The sequence below is a fragment of the Jatrophihabitans sp. YIM 134969 genome (assembly GCF_054456675.1).
Window position 1 is genome coordinate 31,802 of sequence record NZ_JBTJEQ010000029.1, and the last position, 15,143, is coordinate 46,944.

Below are 15,143 nucleotides of genomic sequence, written 5' to 3' on the forward strand. Positions count from 1 at the left end.
AGTCACGCCGGCACCCAGTCGGCGTGGGCGTCGCGCCGCGCGGCGAGCCAGGCGACGTAGCGCTCGCGGACCGCGGAGGGTGCCAGGTCCTCCACCGCGAGCCAGTCGTCGGGGACGTCGGCGACGACGGCGGTGAGGACGTCGTCGGACAGCCGGGGGAGGGAGAACGCGTCGGCCGCGGCGAGATCGGGGTGCCGGTCCAGCATGACGTGACCGTCGGTGCGGTAGGCGCGGTGCACCGCGGCGTCGGCGCCTGACCAGTTGTGGTGGAACGTCAGTGACGCGCCGTGGTCGATGAGCCACAGCTGTCCGCCCCACCAGAGCATGTTCGGGTTGCGCCAGGTGCGGTCGACGTTGTTGACGTAGGCGTCGAACCACAGCACCCGCCCGGCGAAAGCGGGGTCGGCGCCGCGTTCCACCGCGATCCGGTCGGCGTCGAGCGCTCCGGGCAGGAAGTCGACGCCGAGGTTGTCGCCGGCGCTCGCCCGCAGCAGGTCCTGGACCTCCTCGTCGGGCTCGCCGGCGGCGAACCCGGCGTCGAGCGCGGCGACCACGAGGTCCGGCACCGGCAGCTCGAGCGCCCGGGCGAGTCCCGCGGCGATGACCTCGGCGACCAGCACCGGCAGGCCCTGCCCGGCGCCGCGGAACTTCACGACGTAGGTGCCGAGGTCGTCGGCCTCCATGAGCCCCGGCAGCGATCCGCCCTCCCGCAGCGGCGTCACGTAGCGGACGACGTCGACGCGTGGGAGCACGAGGCGAAGCCTACGGAGACCCCGTCACTCGTACCCGAACCAGTTCCGGACGCCCGCGGTGTCGAGCAGCATGGTCACCGGCCCCGGTACGACGTCGAGGGTCAGCAGCACCCCGTGGTCCTCCGCCGCCCGGGCGCAGCGCAACAGCCCCCGCAGCCCGGACGAGTCCAGGAACGGCACCCCGGTCAGGTCCAGGACGAGCCGGTCGGGGCGGGTGTCGCGCACGACGTCGACGACGTCGTCGACCAGGGCGCGCTCCGCGACCAGGTCGAGGTCACCCGCGACGGTGAAGCGCACGGTGCGCACGCGGCCGTCGTCCACGATCGTCACGCGGGGGTCGTCGGCCATGACCGCTCCCGTCCGGGCGTCGGTGACGGGGTCACCCGCGGTCGACGGCACGCAGCACCACGATCGCGACGTCGTCGGTCACGCCTCCGCGCTGGGCGGCCAGGTCCAGCGCACCGGCGATCTGTTCCGCCGTGCGGCCGGCCAGCCGACCGAGCAGGGTGACGAGGGGCTCGTCGGAGCTCGCGCCCCGGCCGCACACGGCGTCGAGCAGGCCGTCGGTGTACAGGACGACGGTCTCGCCGGGTTGCAGCCGGGTGATGCTGTCGGTGTAGCCGCCGCCCGGCAGCCACCCGACGATCGGGCCGGGCACCCCGAGTCGGTCGACCCGGCCGTCACGGCGCAGCACCAGCAGCGGCGGGTGGCCGCCGAGGGAGGCGCGAAGGTCGAAGCCGTCACCGCGGGTGCTGACCACGCCGAGGGCGACCGTGCAGTAGTGGTCCGACGCCGAGGTGCTGCGCGTCAGCACCGTGTTGAGCCGGCCCAGGGTGTCGGCCGGGCGGGAGGAGTCCTGCAGCAGGGTGCGCAGCGACCACCGGGCGGTGGCGGTGAACGACGCCGCCCGCGCGCCCTTGCCACACACGTCGCCGACCATGACGGCCGCCCCGCGCGGGGTCGGGACGACGTCGTAGAAGTCCCCACCGACCCGGCCCTCCTCCGCCCGGTACCGCGACGCGATCTCCAGACCGTCGACGCGCGGCAGCGACGGCGGGAGCAGGGCCTCCTGCAGGATCGTCGCCTGCTCCTCGGCGGCCTCGCGCAACGTGGTCTGCAACGCGATGTTCCGGTGTGCGGCCAGCCGCAGTTCGAGTTCGTCGACCACCACCTGGGCGAGGTCGACCATGGTGTCGACCTCGTCAGGGGTGACGTCGCGGGGGCTGGTGTCGATCACCGACAGCGAGCCGAGGTTGTGCCCGTCGTGGGTGCGCAGCGGGATCCCGAGGTAGAACCGCAGACCGAACTCCCCGCTCACCAGCGGGTTGGTGCGGGTGCGCGGGTCGTGTTCGGCGTCGGTGACCACCCACGGGTCGTCCTGCAGCACCACCGAGGCGCACAGGCCGGGCGTCCGCGGGATCTCGGCGACGCCCGGCAGCCCGTAGGTCGACTTCAGCCAGATCCGGTCGGTGTCGACGATGCTGACGAGCGAGACCGGCACCTCGAACAGCCGCGCGGCCAACGCGGTGATGCGGTCGAAGGCCCGGTCGGGCGGGGAGTCCAGGACGTCGTAACGGTGCACGGCGTCCATGCGGGCGCGCTCGACCGCCTCGGCTGCGGGGGCCAGCAACGCGGTCATGACCGCACTGTCTCACCTCAGCTTCACAACGGCGCACCGAATGTGCCGGGTTCGTCCGCTATCACCCCGTCGACCGGAAGATCCCCCGTCAGCGGCCGCCGGCGAGCTTGCGGTCGCGCTGCTCGATGCCCATCGGCCCGTACGGGTAGTCGGGCATGTGCGGGTCGCTGACCTCGTCGAGGGTGGCCGTCTCCTCGGCGGTGAGGTGCAGGTCGGCCGCGGCGAGGTTCGTCGCGAGCTGCTCGGTGGTGCGGGCGCCGAGGATCGTCGACGTCACGCCCGGACGGTCGGTGACCCAGGCCAGCGCGACCTCGGCCATCGAGACGCCGCGGGCCTCGGCGATCTGCTGCACCGCGGCGATGACGTCCCAGGTGACCTCTTGCTGGGCGCGGGGGCCGTACGCCTCCATGCCGCGCTCCGGGTCCTCACCCAGGCGGGTCGCGCCCGTCGGACGCTGGTCGCGGCGGTACTTGCCGGACAGCCAGCCGCCGCCGAGCGGCGACCACGGCAGCAGCCCGAGGCCCGCGTCCTGCGCGGCGTCGACGATCTCGAACTCGATGCCGCGCACCAGCAGGTTGTACTGCGGCTGCAACGAGACCGGCGCCGCGAGGCCGAGCTCGCGCGCGACGTGCACGGCCTTGGTGAGTTGCCACCCGAGGAAGTTGGAGAAGCCGTAGTAGCGGATCTTGCCGGCGCGCACGAAGCCGTCCAGCGTGCGGAGGGTCTCCTCGACCGGGGTGTACGCGTCCCAGGCGTGGCACTGGTAGAGGTCGACATGGTCGCGGCCCAGGCGGGTGAGCGAGGCGTCGAGGGCGCGGGTCAGGTGCCGCGCCGACAACCCGGCCCCGTTGGGGTGCTCGTCCAGCGGGAACCGGCCCTTGGTGGCGAGGACGACGGGTTCGGTGACGTCGGCCGGGCGCGAGGCGAACCACCGGCCGATGATCTCCTCCGAGACACCGGCCGAGTAGACGTCGGCGGTGTCGACGAAGGTGCCGCCGGCGGCCGTGAAGGCGTCGAGCTGGTCGAAGGATCCCTGCTCGTCGGTCTCCGACCCGAAGGTCATCGTGCCGAGGCAGAGCGTGGACACGGCGCAGCCACTGCGCCCGAGGGTTCGGAACTCCATGCCGAGGGCTTACCCCGTTGTGGGGGTCGGCTCGGGATCCGGTCCGCTGTCGTCGTCCGGGACCTCGCCGTCGACCGCGGGCGGGCCGGCGCTGCGGGCGTCCAGCAGTTCGCCGAGGTAACGCACGACCTCGGCCACGACCGCCACGACCGGGACCGCGAGGAAGGCCCCGATGATGCCGAACACCGACCCCCCACCGGTGACGGCCAGCAGGATCACCGCCGGGTGCAGCTTGAGGCTGCGCGACTGCAGGACCGGCTGCAGCACGTTGCCCTCCAGCTGCTGCACCGCCAGCACGATCGCGAGCACGATCAGGGCCTTGACCAGTCCACCGGACACCAAGGCGATGAGGATCGCCAGCGAGCCGACGACGACGGCGCCGACGATCGGGATGAACCCGCCGAGGAACGTCAGCACCGCGATGGGCAGGGCGAGCGGGACGCCGACGATGAAGACCCCCAGGCCGATGCAGACGGCGTCGACCAGGCTGACCAGGGCCTGCACCCGGATGAACCCGCCCACCGACTTCCAGCACCGCGTCAGCAGGACGTCGAGGTGGGAGCCCACGCGGTCGCCCAGGCTGCGGTCGAGCCACGGCAGGAACCGACGGCCGTCCTTCACGAAGAAGAACACCAGCACGAGGACCAGCAGCAGCGTCACCAGCACCGAGGTCACCGCGCTGACGCCGGAGAGCACCCCGCTCGCGATGGTGGAGGCGTTGTCCTGGATGCGTTGGGTGATCGCGTCGACAGCGGTGCTGATCTGGCTCTCGTCGAGGTTGAGCGGCGGCCCGGTCAGCCAGTCCTCGATCTTCTGCAGACCGCCCGCGGCGCTGGACCCGAACTGCACGGCCTGGTCGACGACCGACGGCGTCACGACCGCGAGGGCCCCGAGCAGCACGGCCAGACCCACGACGACCACCACGCCCGAGGCCAGCGCCGGCGGCCAGCCGTGCCGGCGCAGGAACGCCGCGGGCGGCGCGAGGACGGTCGCGAGGATGACGGCCAGCAGCACCGGCAGCAGGACCACCCAGGCGTACTTCACCACGAGCCCCAGGACGACCAGGCCGAGCGCGATCAACACCCCGCGGGCGCTCCACGTCGCGGCCCGGGCGATGCCCTGGCCGATGAGCTGGGTGCGGTCGGGCCGCGCGGGCTCGTTCATCACCCCACCCTGCCCGAGCCGTCGGGGCCGCACCCGCGTGCCACGCGGGTCACGGTCAGCCGATCCCGGCTCGGCGGTCGAGTTCCTGCAGCAGGTCGTGGGCGGCGAGTTCGACGGCCTTGTGCCGCCACTGCGAGGCGCGGTAGACGCACGCGATGAGCCCGGAACGGTGCACGCGGCGCAGGTCGCCGCACACGAACGCGTAGCGCGCCTTGGTCTCCTCGTTCGCGCCCTCGGTGAGCCCGAGGAACCAGCCGGCGTAGTCGTCCCAGCCGTGCGCGTGCACGTACGCCGTCTCGTCGGCGGCCGAGGGCTGGACGTCGCCCCACTCGCTGTCCAGCACGTACTGGCGGCTCTCGATCAGCCGCTTCGTGTGCGCCACGCCGGCGGGGTTGACGGTGTACGTCGCCATGGGCGTCGGTGTGCCCACCGACGACCCTTCCCGGAACACCCGGACCCGCGGGATCGTTGCAGAGGACGTATCACCAACAGGCTCCTTGGAGGCCCACGTGACCAGTCAGACCACCGAGACCACCGAGACCGCCGTCCTCGCCGGCGGTTGCTTCTGGGGGATGCAGGACCTCATCCGTCGCCGGCCGGGCGTCGTCTCGACCCGGGTCGGCTACACCGGCGGCCAGGTCGCCAACGCGACCTACCGCAACCACCGCGGCCACGCCGAGGCCATCGAGATCGTCTTCGACCCCACGGTGACCTCGTACCGCGACCAGCTCGAGTGGTTCTTCCAGATCCACGACCCGACCACGAAGAACCGCCAGGGCAACGACATCGGTGACAGCTACCGGTCGGCGATCTTCCCGCAGTCCGACGAGCAGCGTCGGGTCGCCGAGGAGACCATCGCCGACGTCGACGCCTCCGGCATCTGGCCCGGCAAGGTCGTGACCACGATCGAGCCCGCCGGCGCGTTCTGGGAGGCCGAGCCGGAGCACCAGGACTACCTGGAGCGCTACCCGAACGGCTACACCTGCCACTTCCCCCGCGCGGACTGGAAGCTCCCGCGCCGCGAGACCGCGGCCAGCTGACCGCACCGCACCACCGCACGGCCCGTCGTCCCTCTCCGGACGGCGGGCCGTTCCGCTTTCCGGGTGTAACGCCCTCGTCGGGTGCGGGAACGTAGGGGCGTGGGGGACCGGGACGAGACGTGGTTCGCGGCGCTCTACCGCGCCCACCACGGCGACGTCCTGCGCTACGCCCGCCGCCGGGTGCCCGGTCACGAGGTCGACGACGTTGTGGCCGAGGTCTTCACCACCGCCTGGCGACGGCGGCACGAGGTCGACCGTCTCGACCGGCTGTGGCTGCTCGCCGCCGCCCACCACCACGTCCAGCACGCCGCGCGCAGCGGGGCCCGGCGGGAGCGGGTGACCGCTGCGCTGCCGAGCCCCGGCGTGGTGCGGGAGGCACCCGACGCCGTGCTCGACGTCGTGGCCGCGCTCACGCGACTCTCGCCCGACGACCGGGAACTGCTCACGCTCGTCGCGTGGGAGGAACTCACCCCGGCCGAGGCGGCGCAGGTGCTGGGCGTGCCGGCTGCGACCGTCCGGGTCCGGCTGCTGCGCGCCCGGCGGCGGCTCGCCGCCCTGCTCGACCCCGAACCCCAGGCGACCGTTGTTCCGGAGGGGACGTCGTGACCGATGTGCTGGAGCGGCTACGCGCCGCCGACCCCGTGCCCGCCCCCGTCGCGTACGACGACACCGTTGCACAGCGCAACATCGACGTCATCGTCCGCACGGACCTGACCGTGCGCGCCGCCGGGGCCGCGCCGCGTCGTCGGCACCACGCGTGGTGGGCGGCCGCCGCCGCGGCCGTGGTCGTGGTGGTGGGCGGGGCCGTCGTCGGCACCGAGGTGCTGCGCGACGCGCCCGGCGTGACCGGCCCGAGCTCCCCGCCGTTCACGCCGTCGGGTTCGGTCGCCGCCGTCCCCTGGACCACCTTCTCCGGGCGGGGCGTGTCGTTCGAGTACTCCACGGAGTGGACGAGCCGCCCGACGGGCGCGCCGTCCACGATGTCGTCCGCCGTCGCCTACCTCAGCTCGGCGCCCTTCCCGCCGGTGTGCACGACCGGGACCGCGGGCGGGTCCGGGCCGTCCGTCTCCTGCCACCCGCCGGAACCGTTCCTCGGCGACGGCGGGGTGTTCGTCGACTGGACCGACGACGTCGTGCTCTCGCCACAGCCGCTCGATCGCTACAGCGGGACCCCGGTCGTGCTCGCCGGCTTCGAGGCCAAGGTCGACAAGACCGCTCTGCCGGACGAGTGCCGGCCCACCGCGGCGGTCCGGGGCGTGCTTGCCGCCATCTCGACCGGGAAGGGCACCGTGCTGACGATGACCGCGTGCATCGGCCCCGGCGACGTGGACGCCGACCTGGCGGCCGTCGACCGGATGCTGGCGTCGGTGCGGATCGACCGGTGAGTCAGCCGACGTCGTAGCGCAGGAACACCGTGCCGTTGCCGAAGCTGCGTTCCTCGCGCAAGGTGAGGTCGAGGCGGACGTCGTCGGGCAGCACCGCCAGCCCGCCGCCGACCACCACCGGTGCGAGGTACAGCGCGATCTCGTCGACGAGCCCGGCGCGCAGCAGGTGCGCGGCGAACGTGGGCCCACCGGCGCTGAGGTCCACGTCGGAGAGTTCCTTCATCGCGCTCACCGCGTCGACGTCCAGCGTGCGGTACAGGGTGGTGCGGGGTGTCGTCACCTCGGACTCGGGCAGCGTCGTCGAGAAGACCGCCTTGTCGGCGTCGCGCCAGACCTCGGCGTACTCGACCACCTCCGGCGACGGCGAGGGCTCCCACGTCGTGACGTCGTCCTGCCAGACCCGCATCGTCTCGTACATCCGCCGGCCATAAAGGTACGTCCCGATCCGTCGCTCCCTGTCGTTGACGAACGCGTGCACCTCGGCGTCCGGTTCGGCCCAGCCGAAGTCACCGTCGCGGTCGGTGGTGAAGCCGTCGAGCGAGCAGAGTGCGGAGTACACGAGGCGACCCATGGCGCGTCATCCTGCCGTGGGAACCGATGTGCCCGGTAGCGGGCACATCGTCGGCCGATGTGCCCGGTAGCGGGCACATCGTGGACCGATGTGCCTGCCAGCGGGCACATCGTGGCGCGTCAGTGGCGGAGGAGGCGGTCGAGCAGGGCGGGCACGGCGCCGGCGCGACGGCCGCGGGCCTCGGCGGCGTCGGCGGCCGCCACGCCGCCGGCCAGCACGCGGGCGCCGACGTAGCGCAGTGGTTCGGGCTCCCAGCGCGGTGAGGCGTGCCCGACCCACGGCAACCGCGTGAGCGCGGTGTCCTGACCCAGCACCAGCGAGGCGAGGGTGCGGCCGGCGAGGTGGGTGGTCGAGACACCGTCACCGACGTACCCGCCGGCCGAACCGAACCCCGTCACGGGTGACCACCGCACCGACGCCGACCAGTCGCGGGTGACGCCCAGGGGTCCACCCCAGCGGTGGGTGATCTCGACACCGTCGAGCACGGGGAACAGCTCGACCAGTGCACGCTGCAACGCTTCGAACACGGCGGGGGCGTGGTCGAACGACGGCCGCACCCTCGACCCGAAGTGGTAGGGCGCACCGCGCCCGCCGAAGGCGATGCGGCCGTCGGCGGTGCGTTGGCCGTAGACGATGAGGTGGCGGAAGTCGGTGAACGTCTCGCGCTCGGCGAGCCCGACCGCGCGCCAGAGGTCGTCGGGCAGCGGCGCGGTCGCGATCATGAGCGAGTACACCGGCACGACGTCGCGACGCCGTCCGGGCAGCGCCGGCGTGAACCCCTCGGTGGCGAGCAGCACCGAGGCGGCGCGGACGTCGCCGTGGGTGGTGCGGACCAGGCCGGGGGAGACGTCGAGCGCGCGGGTGCCCTCGACGATCCGTCCACCGCGGCGCTCGACCGCCCGGGCCAGGCCGCGCACGAGCTTGCCGGGGTGGACGGTCGCGCAGTCCGGGGTGTACGTGGCGCCCAGCGTGCGGGTCGTATGCACCCGCGCCGACGCCTTGGCCGCCGACAGCAGGGTCAGCCGGTCGGGGCCGAACCCGAACGTCCGCGCCTCCTCGACCGCCGCCCGGGCCCGTTCGAGCTGGGCGTCACCCCGGGCGAGGTCGACGGTGCCGCCACGGACCCAGTCGCACGCGATGCCCTCGGTGAGCAGGATCTGCTCGATGGCGTCGAGGTTCTCGACCATCGCGCGGTACTGCGCGACGGCGGCCTCACGGCCGTGGCGCGCGGCCAGGGTGGTGAGTGTGACCGGATACAGCGCCGAGCACCAGCCGCCGTTGCGGCCGGACGCACCGAACCCCGCCGTCTCGGCCTCGACGACCAGCACGCGCAACGACGGGTCGTCGCCGAGCAGGTGGTACGCCGTCCACAGGCCGGTGAACCCGGCGCCGACGATCACGACGTCGACGGCCGTCGATCCCGCCAGCGGTGAGCGAGGGGTCAGGTCGTCGCCGCTGGACTCGAGCCACAACGACAGCCCGCGCGGATCGTTGCCGTCTGCACCGGTCATCGGAACGCGGTCAGGCGAGGACGTCCGCCAGCTCGACCGACGGCAGCCCGTGCGCCTCGGCCACCGGGCGGTTGGTGAGCGCGCCGGCGTGCGTGTTGAGGCCGAGGGCCAGCGGGGCATCGGCCTGCAACGCCGCGCGCCAGCCCCGGTTCGCGAGCTCCACCGCGTAGGGGAGCGTGACGTTGGTCAGGGCGTACGTCGAGGTGTGGGGCACCGCGCCGGGCATGTTCGCGACGCAGTAGAAGACCGAGTCGTGGACGCGGTAGGTCGGCTCGTCGTGCGTGGTCGGCCGGGAGTCCTCGAAGCACCCGCCCTGGTCGATCGAGATGTCGACCAGCACCGAGCCGGGCTTCATCCGGCTGACCAGTTCGTTGCTCACCAGCTTGGGCGCCTTGGCCCCGGCGATGAGCACCGCGCCGATCACGAGGTCGGCGTCGAGCACGGCCTTCTCCAGCTCGAGCGAGTTCGAGGCGACGGTCTGGCAGTGGCCCTGGTAGATCGCGTCCATCTCGCGCAGGCGGGCGATGTTCCGGTCGAGCAGGACGACCTCGGACTGCATGCCGAGCGCGATGGTCGCCGCGTTCTGGCCGGACACGCCCGCGCCGATGACCACGACCTTGGCCGCGTGCACGCCGGGGACGCCGCCCATGAGCACGCCGCGGCCGCCGCCCTGGCGCATGAGGTGGTAGCTGCCGACCTGCGGGGCCAGCCGTCCTGCGACCTCGCTCATCGGCGCGAGCAGCGGCAGCGTGCCGTCGGCCAGCTGCACCGTCTCGTAGGCGATGCCGGTGGTGCCGGAGGCCAGCAGGGCGTCGGTGCCCGCGCGGTCGGCGGCGAGGTGCAGGTAGGTGAACAGCACCTGGTCCGCGCGCATCCGGTGGTACTCCGAGGCGATCGGTTCCTTGACCTTGAGGATCAGGTCGCCGATGGCCCACACGTCGTCCGCGGTGTCGACGATCTTCGCGCCGGCACCGACGTAGTCGTCGTTCGGGATCGACGAGCCGACCCCGGCGTCGCGCTGCACGAACACCTCGTGCCCGTGGCGCGTCAGCTCGTGCACGCCGGCCGGGGTGATCGCCACCCGGAACTCGTTGTTCTTGACCTCGCTCGGGATGCCCACCTTCATGGCGGTCAGTCTGAAGCTGTGCGCGGTGGCGCACCAGTAGTCTGAACAAGATTCTGCGAGGAGGCGCCGTGAGCGACGATGATTCTGTGACGGTGCCGTCGGCAACGGTTGCACCGAACGCCGTGCGGAGCGCCACGCTCGACCGCGTCGACCGGGCCATCCTCGAACACCTCGCCCGTGACGCGCGGATGCCGAACAACGCCCTCGCGGCGGCCGTCGGGGTGGCGCCCTCGACCTGTCTGGGACGGGTGCGCGCCCTGCGCGAGGCCGGGGTGATCCGCGGCTTCCACGCCGACGTCGACCCGGTTGCGATCGGGCGACCGCTCCAAGCCGTCGTCGCGGTCCGCGTCCAGGCCCACGCACGGGCGCAGATCGCCACGTTCGCCGAGCAACTCGCGGCGGCACCGGAGGTGCTCGACGTCTTCTTCCTCGCCGGCGCCGACGACTTCCTCGTGCACGTCGCCGCCCGCGACACCGACGACCTGCGGGAGTTCGTCGGGGTCTTCCTCTCAGGTCATCCCGACGTGGCGCTCACCGAGACCAACCTGGTCTTCCAACACATCCGGAGCGGTCTGCACCGTTGACGGCCCGAAAAGCCTTCCGCTGCTAGGGTCCGTCCTCGACAGCACTCCGGCCCCGCGGTGCTGGTGACCGGCAGGAGTGACGCGTTGCCGACCCTGAGCCTCGTGCCCGGTCCGACCGACGAACCGGACGACGTCGCCGTGATCGCGACCACGGAGGACTCCACCGCCGCGCTCGTCTGGTTCCGCTGCGACGAACCCGGGGTCGCGAGCGAGGTCCGCGCCCACGTCCTCACCGCGTTGAACGCCTGGGCCGTCGACACCGACACCATCGCCGACGCGATGGTGCTGGTCTCCGAACTGGTCACCAACGTGCGTCACCACACCTCGAGCACGTCGGTCGGGGTGCGGGTGCGGGTGACAGCGGACCGCATCGCCGTCGCCGTCGTCGAGCAGGCTCCCGAGGTCGCCCCCGCCGGCGGTCGGCTGCCGGTGGGCGCCCTCGATGATCCCGACACGCTCGAACCACGCGCGGTGCGCGGCCGCGGCCTGCGCATCCTCGACGCCGTGGCGTCCGAGTGGGGCTTCGTCCGCCGGGCGGGCGTCACGACGACCTGGTTCGCACTGCCCGCCACCCCGCCGGCGTCGCCCGACCGCGAACCCGAGATCCGCCGGTTCTGACCCGGACGTCAGAGCGCGGCGACCAGCGCCCGCCCGAGATCGGTGCCGGAGCGCCACGCGCTCTCGACGCGCGGTGAGCCCTCGGGGCACCACTGGTCGCCCGCGAGACCGACCGGCGCGCCGCTGCTGCCCTGGTGCAGGTGGAACGTGTGCTCGTGGGCGTCGGCGGGTTTGGCGAACGTCCACCGGTGGGTGTGGGTCCAGAGCGGTTCGCCGGTGCCGAGCAGTTCGGTCAGGGCCGCGACGACCGGGCGGGCGGCGTCGTCGGGCATGACGAGGTGTTTGCGGGCGCGTTCGGGTGTGGTGTGGGCGACGAGGACCGGCGCGCCGTCACCGCGACGCGCGCCGTCGTCGGCGATGAACGAGACGTCGGGGTGGTCGTTCACGAACGCTGCATCGTGCAACACAGACCAGCGGCGTTCGTCGAAGCCGCACGCGACGGCGATCACCGGGTCGTAGTCGACGAAACGCAGTTCCGGTGCGGCGAAGATGCGCTGGGCCTGCGGGTCGGGCATCGCGAGGACGACCGGACCCTCCGGCGGCGACTCGATCACGACCTCGTACTCGACCTCGACGCCCGCGCCGTCGAGCAGCGCGCGCACCAGCGACCGCAGGCCGCCCGGGGTCGCCCAGCGCACCGGCCCACTCGAGCTCGACGGTTCCGCGCCGCGCGTCAGCACCGAGAAGGTGTCGGTCCACGGACGCGCGAGGCCCGCGGCCTCCCACCCGTCGACGACGGCCGAGAAGCCGTCGTCCTTGACGGTGAAGTAGCCGGCACCGAGGTCGACCCGGCGCCCTTGCACCTCGGGTGAGGCCATCCGGCCGCCGGGCGCGCGTCCGCGCTCGACGACGCGCACGGGCACGTCGGCCGCGATGAGCGCGACAGCACACGCCGCGCCGGCGACACCCGCCCCGACGACGGTGACGGTCTGACCTACAGGCGAGTCCACGCCTCCGTCAGTACCCCGCGCAGGATCTGCTCGATCTCGTCGAAGTGGGATTGCTCGCAGATCAACGGCGGGGAGAGCTGGATCACCGGGTCGCCCCGGTCGTCGGCGCGGCAGTAGAGACCGGCGTCGAACAGCGCCTTGGACAGGAAGCCGCGCAACAGCCGCTCCGACTCGTCGTCGTCGAAGGTCTCCTTGGTGGCCTTGTCCTTCACCATCTCGATGCCGTAGAAGTAGCCGTCGCCGCGCACGTCGCCGACGATCGGCAGGTCGTTGAGCTTCTCCAGCGTCGACCGGAAAGCGCCCTCCTGGTCCAGCACGTGCTGGAGCAGGCCCTCACGGGCGAACAGGTCGAGGTTGGCCTGGGCCACCGCGGCCGACACGGGGTGCCCGCCGAAGGTGTAGCCGTGGGGGAACGAGGTCGTGCCCGTCCAGAACGGTTCCGCGATCCGGTCCGAGACCAGGCACGCGCCGATCGGCGAGTACCCGCTGGTCATCCCCTTGGCGCAGGTGATCATGTCGGGGACGTAGCCGAACTTGTCGCAGGCGAACATGGTGCCGAGCCGTCCGAACGCGCAGATGACCTCGTCGGAGACGAGCAGGACGTCGTACCGGTCGCAGATCTCGCGCACCCGCTGGAAGTAGCCCGGCGGCGGCGGGAAGCAGCCACCGGAGTTCTGCACCGGCTCGAGGAACACGCACGCGACGGTGTCGGGCCCCTCGAACAGGATCGCCTCCTCGATGCGGTCGGCGGCCCAGCGGCCGAACGCCTCCAGGTCGTCGCCGTGTTCGGTGGCGCGGTAGAAGTTGGTGTTGGGCACGCGGAACCCGCCCGGCGTGAGCGGCTCGAACATCTGCTTGGCCGCGGGGATACCGGTGATCGCGAGGGCGCCCTGGGGAGTGCCGTGGTAGGCGACCGAACGGCTGATCACCTTGTGCTTGAGGGGTTTCCCCATCAGCTTGAAGTACTGCTTGGCGAGCTTCCAGGCCGTCTCGACGGCCTCGCCGCCGCCGGTGGTGAAGAAGACCTTGTTGATGTCGCCGGGGGCTTCGTCCGCCAGCCGCTGCGCCAGTTCGACCGCCTGCGGGTGGGCGTAGCTCCAGAGCGGGAAGAAGGCGAGCTCCTGCGCCTGCTTGTAGGCCGCCTCCGCCAACTCCGTGCGACCGTGGCCCGCCTGCACGACGAACAGTCCGGCGAGGCCGTCGAGGTAGCGGCGGCCGCGGTCGTCCCAGATGTAGGCACCCTCGCCACGGACGATGGTCGGGATCTCGGACTCGCCGTAGGACCCCATGCGGCTGAAGTGCATCCAGAGGTTCTCGGACGCGCGACGGCCGGCCGCCTCGCCCGTCGGAGCGTCGTTCGGCGTAGTGGTCATGCTTGTCGCGTCCCCCAGTCGTAGGTCTGCTTCATCAGCTTCAGGTACATGAACGTCTCGGTGCGGACCACGCCCGGGATGGCCCGGATGCGGGTGATGATCTCGAGCAGGTGGTCGTCGTCGGTCGCGACCGCCTCGCACACCAGGTCGAAGGTGCCGGCGGTGACCACGACGTAGTCGATGTCGACGTCGTCGGTGAGGGCCGTGCCGACCGCCGTGATGGCGCCGTCGGTGACCACGCCGATGAGCGCTTCACGCGCGAAGCCCATCTGCAGCGGGTCGGTGACGGCGACGATCTGCATGACGCCCGCCTCGAGCAGCTTCTGGACCCGCTGCCGCACGGCCGCCTCGGACAGCCCGACGGCCTTGCCGATGGTGGCGTAGGCCCGGCGGCCGTCCTCCTGCAACTGGGCGATGATCGCCCGGGACACCTCGTCGAGGTGGGGGCTGCGCGGCGCGTCCACCGGGGCAGTGTCGCCCACCGTGGCAGGCTGTGCAAGCGATTCCGCGGCGTTTCCCGTCGTTCGCGACGGAATCCGTCGTCCTGACCGCTGGTGTCAGTCGCGCGCCGGCGCCGAGGGCGGTTCGTCGTCGGCGCGGTAGCTCTCGCCGTCCTCCTCGGCCTGGGCCTTCTCCACCCGCTTCTTGATCCGGCCCAACCCGGGAACCGAACCGATGACGCCGTTGAGCTGGCTGGCGATGTCGAGCAGGTCGCGCAGGTCGGGCGCGACGGTGCCGAGGGTCGACATCACCGGCAGCACCTCGTCCCGCAGCACGTCGACGGCCTGCGGGAGGGTGTCGATGAGGTGGACGATCGCCTCGAGTTCCTCGTCGCTGGTGGTCTCGGTGATCCGGTCGACCAGCCGGCTCGACTTGCCGAGCACGGCGTCGGCCCCGTCGACCACCTCGGCGGTGCGGCGCAGGATCGCATCGGCGCCGCCGACGACCTCGCCGGTGCGGCCCACGACGACCTCGGCGCCGTCGACCACACCGTCGACCCGGCCGACGGTGCCGGCGGCGACGGTGACGACGTCGTCGACCCGCTCGACCGTGCCGGCGGCGGTGTCGACCACGCGCCCGACCCGCTCCACGGTGCCACCCGCGACGCCGACGACCTCCTCCACCGCCGTGATGAGGCGGTCGGCGCGGGCAGCGAGCACCTCGAGTCGACCGACCAGCGTCACCACCCGCGGCACGAGGTTCACCGCCTGGTCGAGCGCGGTCAGCGCCCCGAGGGAGGCGCGGGCGACGTCACCCGGTCCCGGCACGGGAAGTCCCAACAGGCCCATGGTCCGACTGTCTCACAG

At 72.4% G+C, this 15,143-nt stretch carries 18 protein-coding genes; 5 read left to right on the forward strand and 13 right to left on the reverse strand.

Features of this window, described 5'->3' with window-relative positions; genetic code table 11:
- Positions 1–2: 2 nt before the first annotated feature.
- The 6 genes from ACXR2U_RS15475 to ACXR2U_RS15500 all read right to left on the reverse strand — a co-directional run bounded on the left by ACXR2U_RS15475 (position 3) and on the right by ACXR2U_RS15500 (position 5,090).
- Positions 3–752, reverse strand: a complete 750-nt coding sequence (locus ACXR2U_RS15475) for a HipA family kinase (RefSeq protein WP_458825957.1) — start codon at positions 750–752, stop codon at positions 3–5.
- A gap of 24 nt (positions 753–776) precedes the next feature.
- Positions 777–1,151, reverse strand: a complete 375-nt coding sequence (locus ACXR2U_RS15480; protein ID WP_458825958.1) for an STAS domain-containing protein — start codon at positions 1,149–1,151, stop codon at positions 777–779.
- On the reverse strand, positions 1,132–2,391 hold the full coding sequence (locus tag ACXR2U_RS15485; protein WP_458825959.1) for a PP2C family protein-serine/threonine phosphatase: 1,260 nt from the start codon (positions 2,389–2,391) through the stop codon (positions 1,132–1,134). Before ACXR2U_RS15485 ends, ACXR2U_RS15480 begins: the two co-directional genes overlap by 20 nt.
- A gap of 88 nt (positions 2,392–2,479) precedes the next feature.
- Positions 2,480–3,514: an aldo/keto reductase gene (locus tag ACXR2U_RS15490; protein ID WP_458825960.1), complete on the reverse strand. Its 1,035-nt coding sequence runs from the start codon at positions 3,512–3,514 to the stop codon at positions 2,480–2,482.
- 9 nt (positions 3,515–3,523) lie between these two features.
- The gene (locus tag ACXR2U_RS15495) at positions 3,524–4,678 is read right to left on the reverse strand and encodes an AI-2E family transporter (protein ID WP_458825961.1); all 1,155 of its coding nucleotides are present in this window, start codon (positions 4,676–4,678) and stop codon (positions 3,524–3,526) included.
- 55 nt (positions 4,679–4,733) lie between these two features.
- Positions 4,734–5,090: a hypothetical protein gene (locus ACXR2U_RS15500; RefSeq protein ID WP_458825962.1), complete on the reverse strand. Its 357-nt coding sequence runs from the start codon at positions 5,088–5,090 to the stop codon at positions 4,734–4,736.
- 97 nt (positions 5,091–5,187) lie between these two features.
- On the opposite strand from ACXR2U_RS15500, the gene msrA reads away from it, so the two are divergent.
- The 3 genes from msrA to ACXR2U_RS15515 all read left to right on the forward strand — a co-directional run bounded on the left by msrA (position 5,188) and on the right by ACXR2U_RS15515 (position 7,103).
- Entirely contained in the window at positions 5,188–5,718 is a 531-nt protein-coding gene (msrA, locus tag ACXR2U_RS15505; RefSeq protein ID WP_458825963.1) for a peptide-methionine (S)-S-oxide reductase MsrA, read from the forward strand.
- A 99-nt stretch (positions 5,719–5,817) separates the two neighbouring features.
- Positions 5,818–6,324 (forward strand): RNA polymerase sigma factor, encoded by a 507-nt coding sequence (locus tag ACXR2U_RS15510; protein ID WP_458825964.1) that lies wholly within the window; start codon positions 5,818–5,820, stop codon positions 6,322–6,324.
- Positions 6,321–7,103 (forward strand): hypothetical protein, encoded by a 783-nt coding sequence (locus tag ACXR2U_RS15515; protein WP_458825965.1) that lies wholly within the window; start codon positions 6,321–6,323, stop codon positions 7,101–7,103. The genes ACXR2U_RS15510 and ACXR2U_RS15515 overlap by 4 nt, the downstream gene beginning before the upstream one ends.
- 1 nt (position 7,104) lies before the next feature.
- On the opposite strand, the gene ACXR2U_RS15520 is transcribed toward ACXR2U_RS15515, so the two are convergent.
- The 3 genes from ACXR2U_RS15520 to ald all read right to left on the reverse strand — a co-directional run bounded on the left by ACXR2U_RS15520 (position 7,105) and on the right by ald (position 10,311).
- Complete coding sequence (locus ACXR2U_RS15520; RefSeq protein ID WP_458825966.1) at positions 7,105–7,674, reverse strand: dihydrofolate reductase family protein; 570 nt, start codon at positions 7,672–7,674, stop codon at positions 7,105–7,107.
- Positions 7,675–7,793: 119 nt separating this feature from the next.
- Positions 7,794–9,185: an NAD(P)/FAD-dependent oxidoreductase gene (locus ACXR2U_RS15525; RefSeq protein ID WP_458825967.1), complete on the reverse strand. Its 1,392-nt coding sequence runs from the start codon at positions 9,183–9,185 to the stop codon at positions 7,794–7,796.
- Positions 9,186–9,195: 10 nt separating this feature from the next.
- Positions 9,196–10,311 (reverse strand): alanine dehydrogenase, encoded by a 1,116-nt coding sequence (gene ald, locus ACXR2U_RS15530; protein ID WP_458825968.1) that lies wholly within the window; start codon positions 10,309–10,311, stop codon positions 9,196–9,198.
- A gap of 86 nt (positions 10,312–10,397) precedes the next feature.
- Here ald and ACXR2U_RS15535 point away from each other — a divergent pair, with 86 nt between their 5' ends.
- Together ACXR2U_RS15535 and ACXR2U_RS15540 are read left to right on the forward strand one after the other, a co-directional pair.
- Positions 10,398–10,895 carry an Lrp/AsnC family transcriptional regulator gene (locus ACXR2U_RS15535; RefSeq protein WP_458825969.1) on the forward strand — a complete coding sequence of 166 codons (498 nt, stop codon included), beginning with the start codon at positions 10,398–10,400 and terminating at the stop codon, positions 10,893–10,895.
- A gap of 102 nt (positions 10,896–10,997) precedes the next feature.
- Positions 10,998–11,513, forward strand: a complete 516-nt coding sequence (locus ACXR2U_RS15540; RefSeq protein WP_458825970.1) for an ATP-binding protein — start codon at positions 10,998–11,000, stop codon at positions 11,511–11,513.
- Positions 11,514–11,521: 8 nt separating this feature from the next.
- On the opposite strand, the gene ACXR2U_RS15545 is transcribed toward ACXR2U_RS15540, so the two are convergent.
- From ACXR2U_RS15545 to ACXR2U_RS15560, 4 genes are all read right to left on the reverse strand, one after another.
- Positions 11,522–12,463 (reverse strand): NAD(P)/FAD-dependent oxidoreductase, encoded by a 942-nt coding sequence (locus tag ACXR2U_RS15545; RefSeq protein ID WP_458825971.1) that lies wholly within the window; start codon positions 12,461–12,463, stop codon positions 11,522–11,524.
- Positions 12,448–13,836: an aspartate aminotransferase family protein gene (locus tag ACXR2U_RS15550; protein ID WP_458825972.1), complete on the reverse strand. Its 1,389-nt coding sequence runs from the start codon at positions 13,834–13,836 to the stop codon at positions 12,448–12,450. The genes ACXR2U_RS15545 and ACXR2U_RS15550 overlap by 16 nt, the downstream gene beginning before the upstream one ends.
- Positions 13,833–14,318: an Lrp/AsnC family transcriptional regulator gene (locus ACXR2U_RS15555; RefSeq protein ID WP_458825973.1), complete on the reverse strand. Its 486-nt coding sequence runs from the start codon at positions 14,316–14,318 to the stop codon at positions 13,833–13,835. The genes ACXR2U_RS15550 and ACXR2U_RS15555 overlap by 4 nt, the downstream gene beginning before the upstream one ends.
- Before the next feature lie 75 nt (positions 14,319–14,393).
- Entirely contained in the window at positions 14,394–15,125 is a 732-nt protein-coding gene (locus tag ACXR2U_RS15560; RefSeq protein ID WP_458825974.1) for a hypothetical protein, read from the reverse strand.
- Positions 15,126–15,143 lie beyond the last annotated feature (18 nt).

Bases quoted from the DNA above. Each gene is read 5' to 3' on its own strand.
- ACXR2U_RS15490 (WP_458825960.1), bottom strand. From the start codon at position 3,514: ATGGAGTTCCGAACCCTCGGGCGCAGTGGCTGCGCCGTGTCCACGCTC.
- ACXR2U_RS15500 (WP_458825962.1), bottom strand. From the start codon at position 5,090: ATGGCGACGTACACCGTCAACCCCGCCGGCGTGGCGCACACGAAGCGG.
- ACXR2U_RS15495 (WP_458825961.1), bottom strand. From the start codon at position 4,678: ATGAACGAGCCCGCGCGGCCCGACCGCACCCAGCTCATCGGCCAGGGC.
- ald (WP_458825968.1), bottom strand. From the start codon at position 10,311: ATGAAGGTGGGCATCCCGAGCGAGGTCAAGAACAACGAGTTCCGGGTG.
- ACXR2U_RS15550 (WP_458825972.1), bottom strand. From the start codon at position 13,836: ATGACCACTACGCCGAACGACGCTCCGACGGGCGAGGCGGCCGGCCGT.
- ACXR2U_RS15525 (WP_458825967.1), bottom strand. From the start codon at position 9,185: ATGACCGGTGCAGACGGCAACGATCCGCGCGGGCTGTCGTTGTGGCTC.
- ACXR2U_RS15520 (WP_458825966.1), bottom strand. From the start codon at position 7,674: ATGGGTCGCCTCGTGTACTCCGCACTCTGCTCGCTCGACGGCTTCACC.
- ACXR2U_RS15560 (WP_458825974.1), bottom strand. From the start codon at position 15,125: ATGGGCCTGTTGGGACTTCCCGTGCCGGGACCGGGTGACGTCGCCCGC.
- ACXR2U_RS15485 (WP_458825959.1), bottom strand. From the start codon at position 2,391: ATGACCGCGTTGCTGGCCCCCGCAGCCGAGGCGGTCGAGCGCGCCCGC.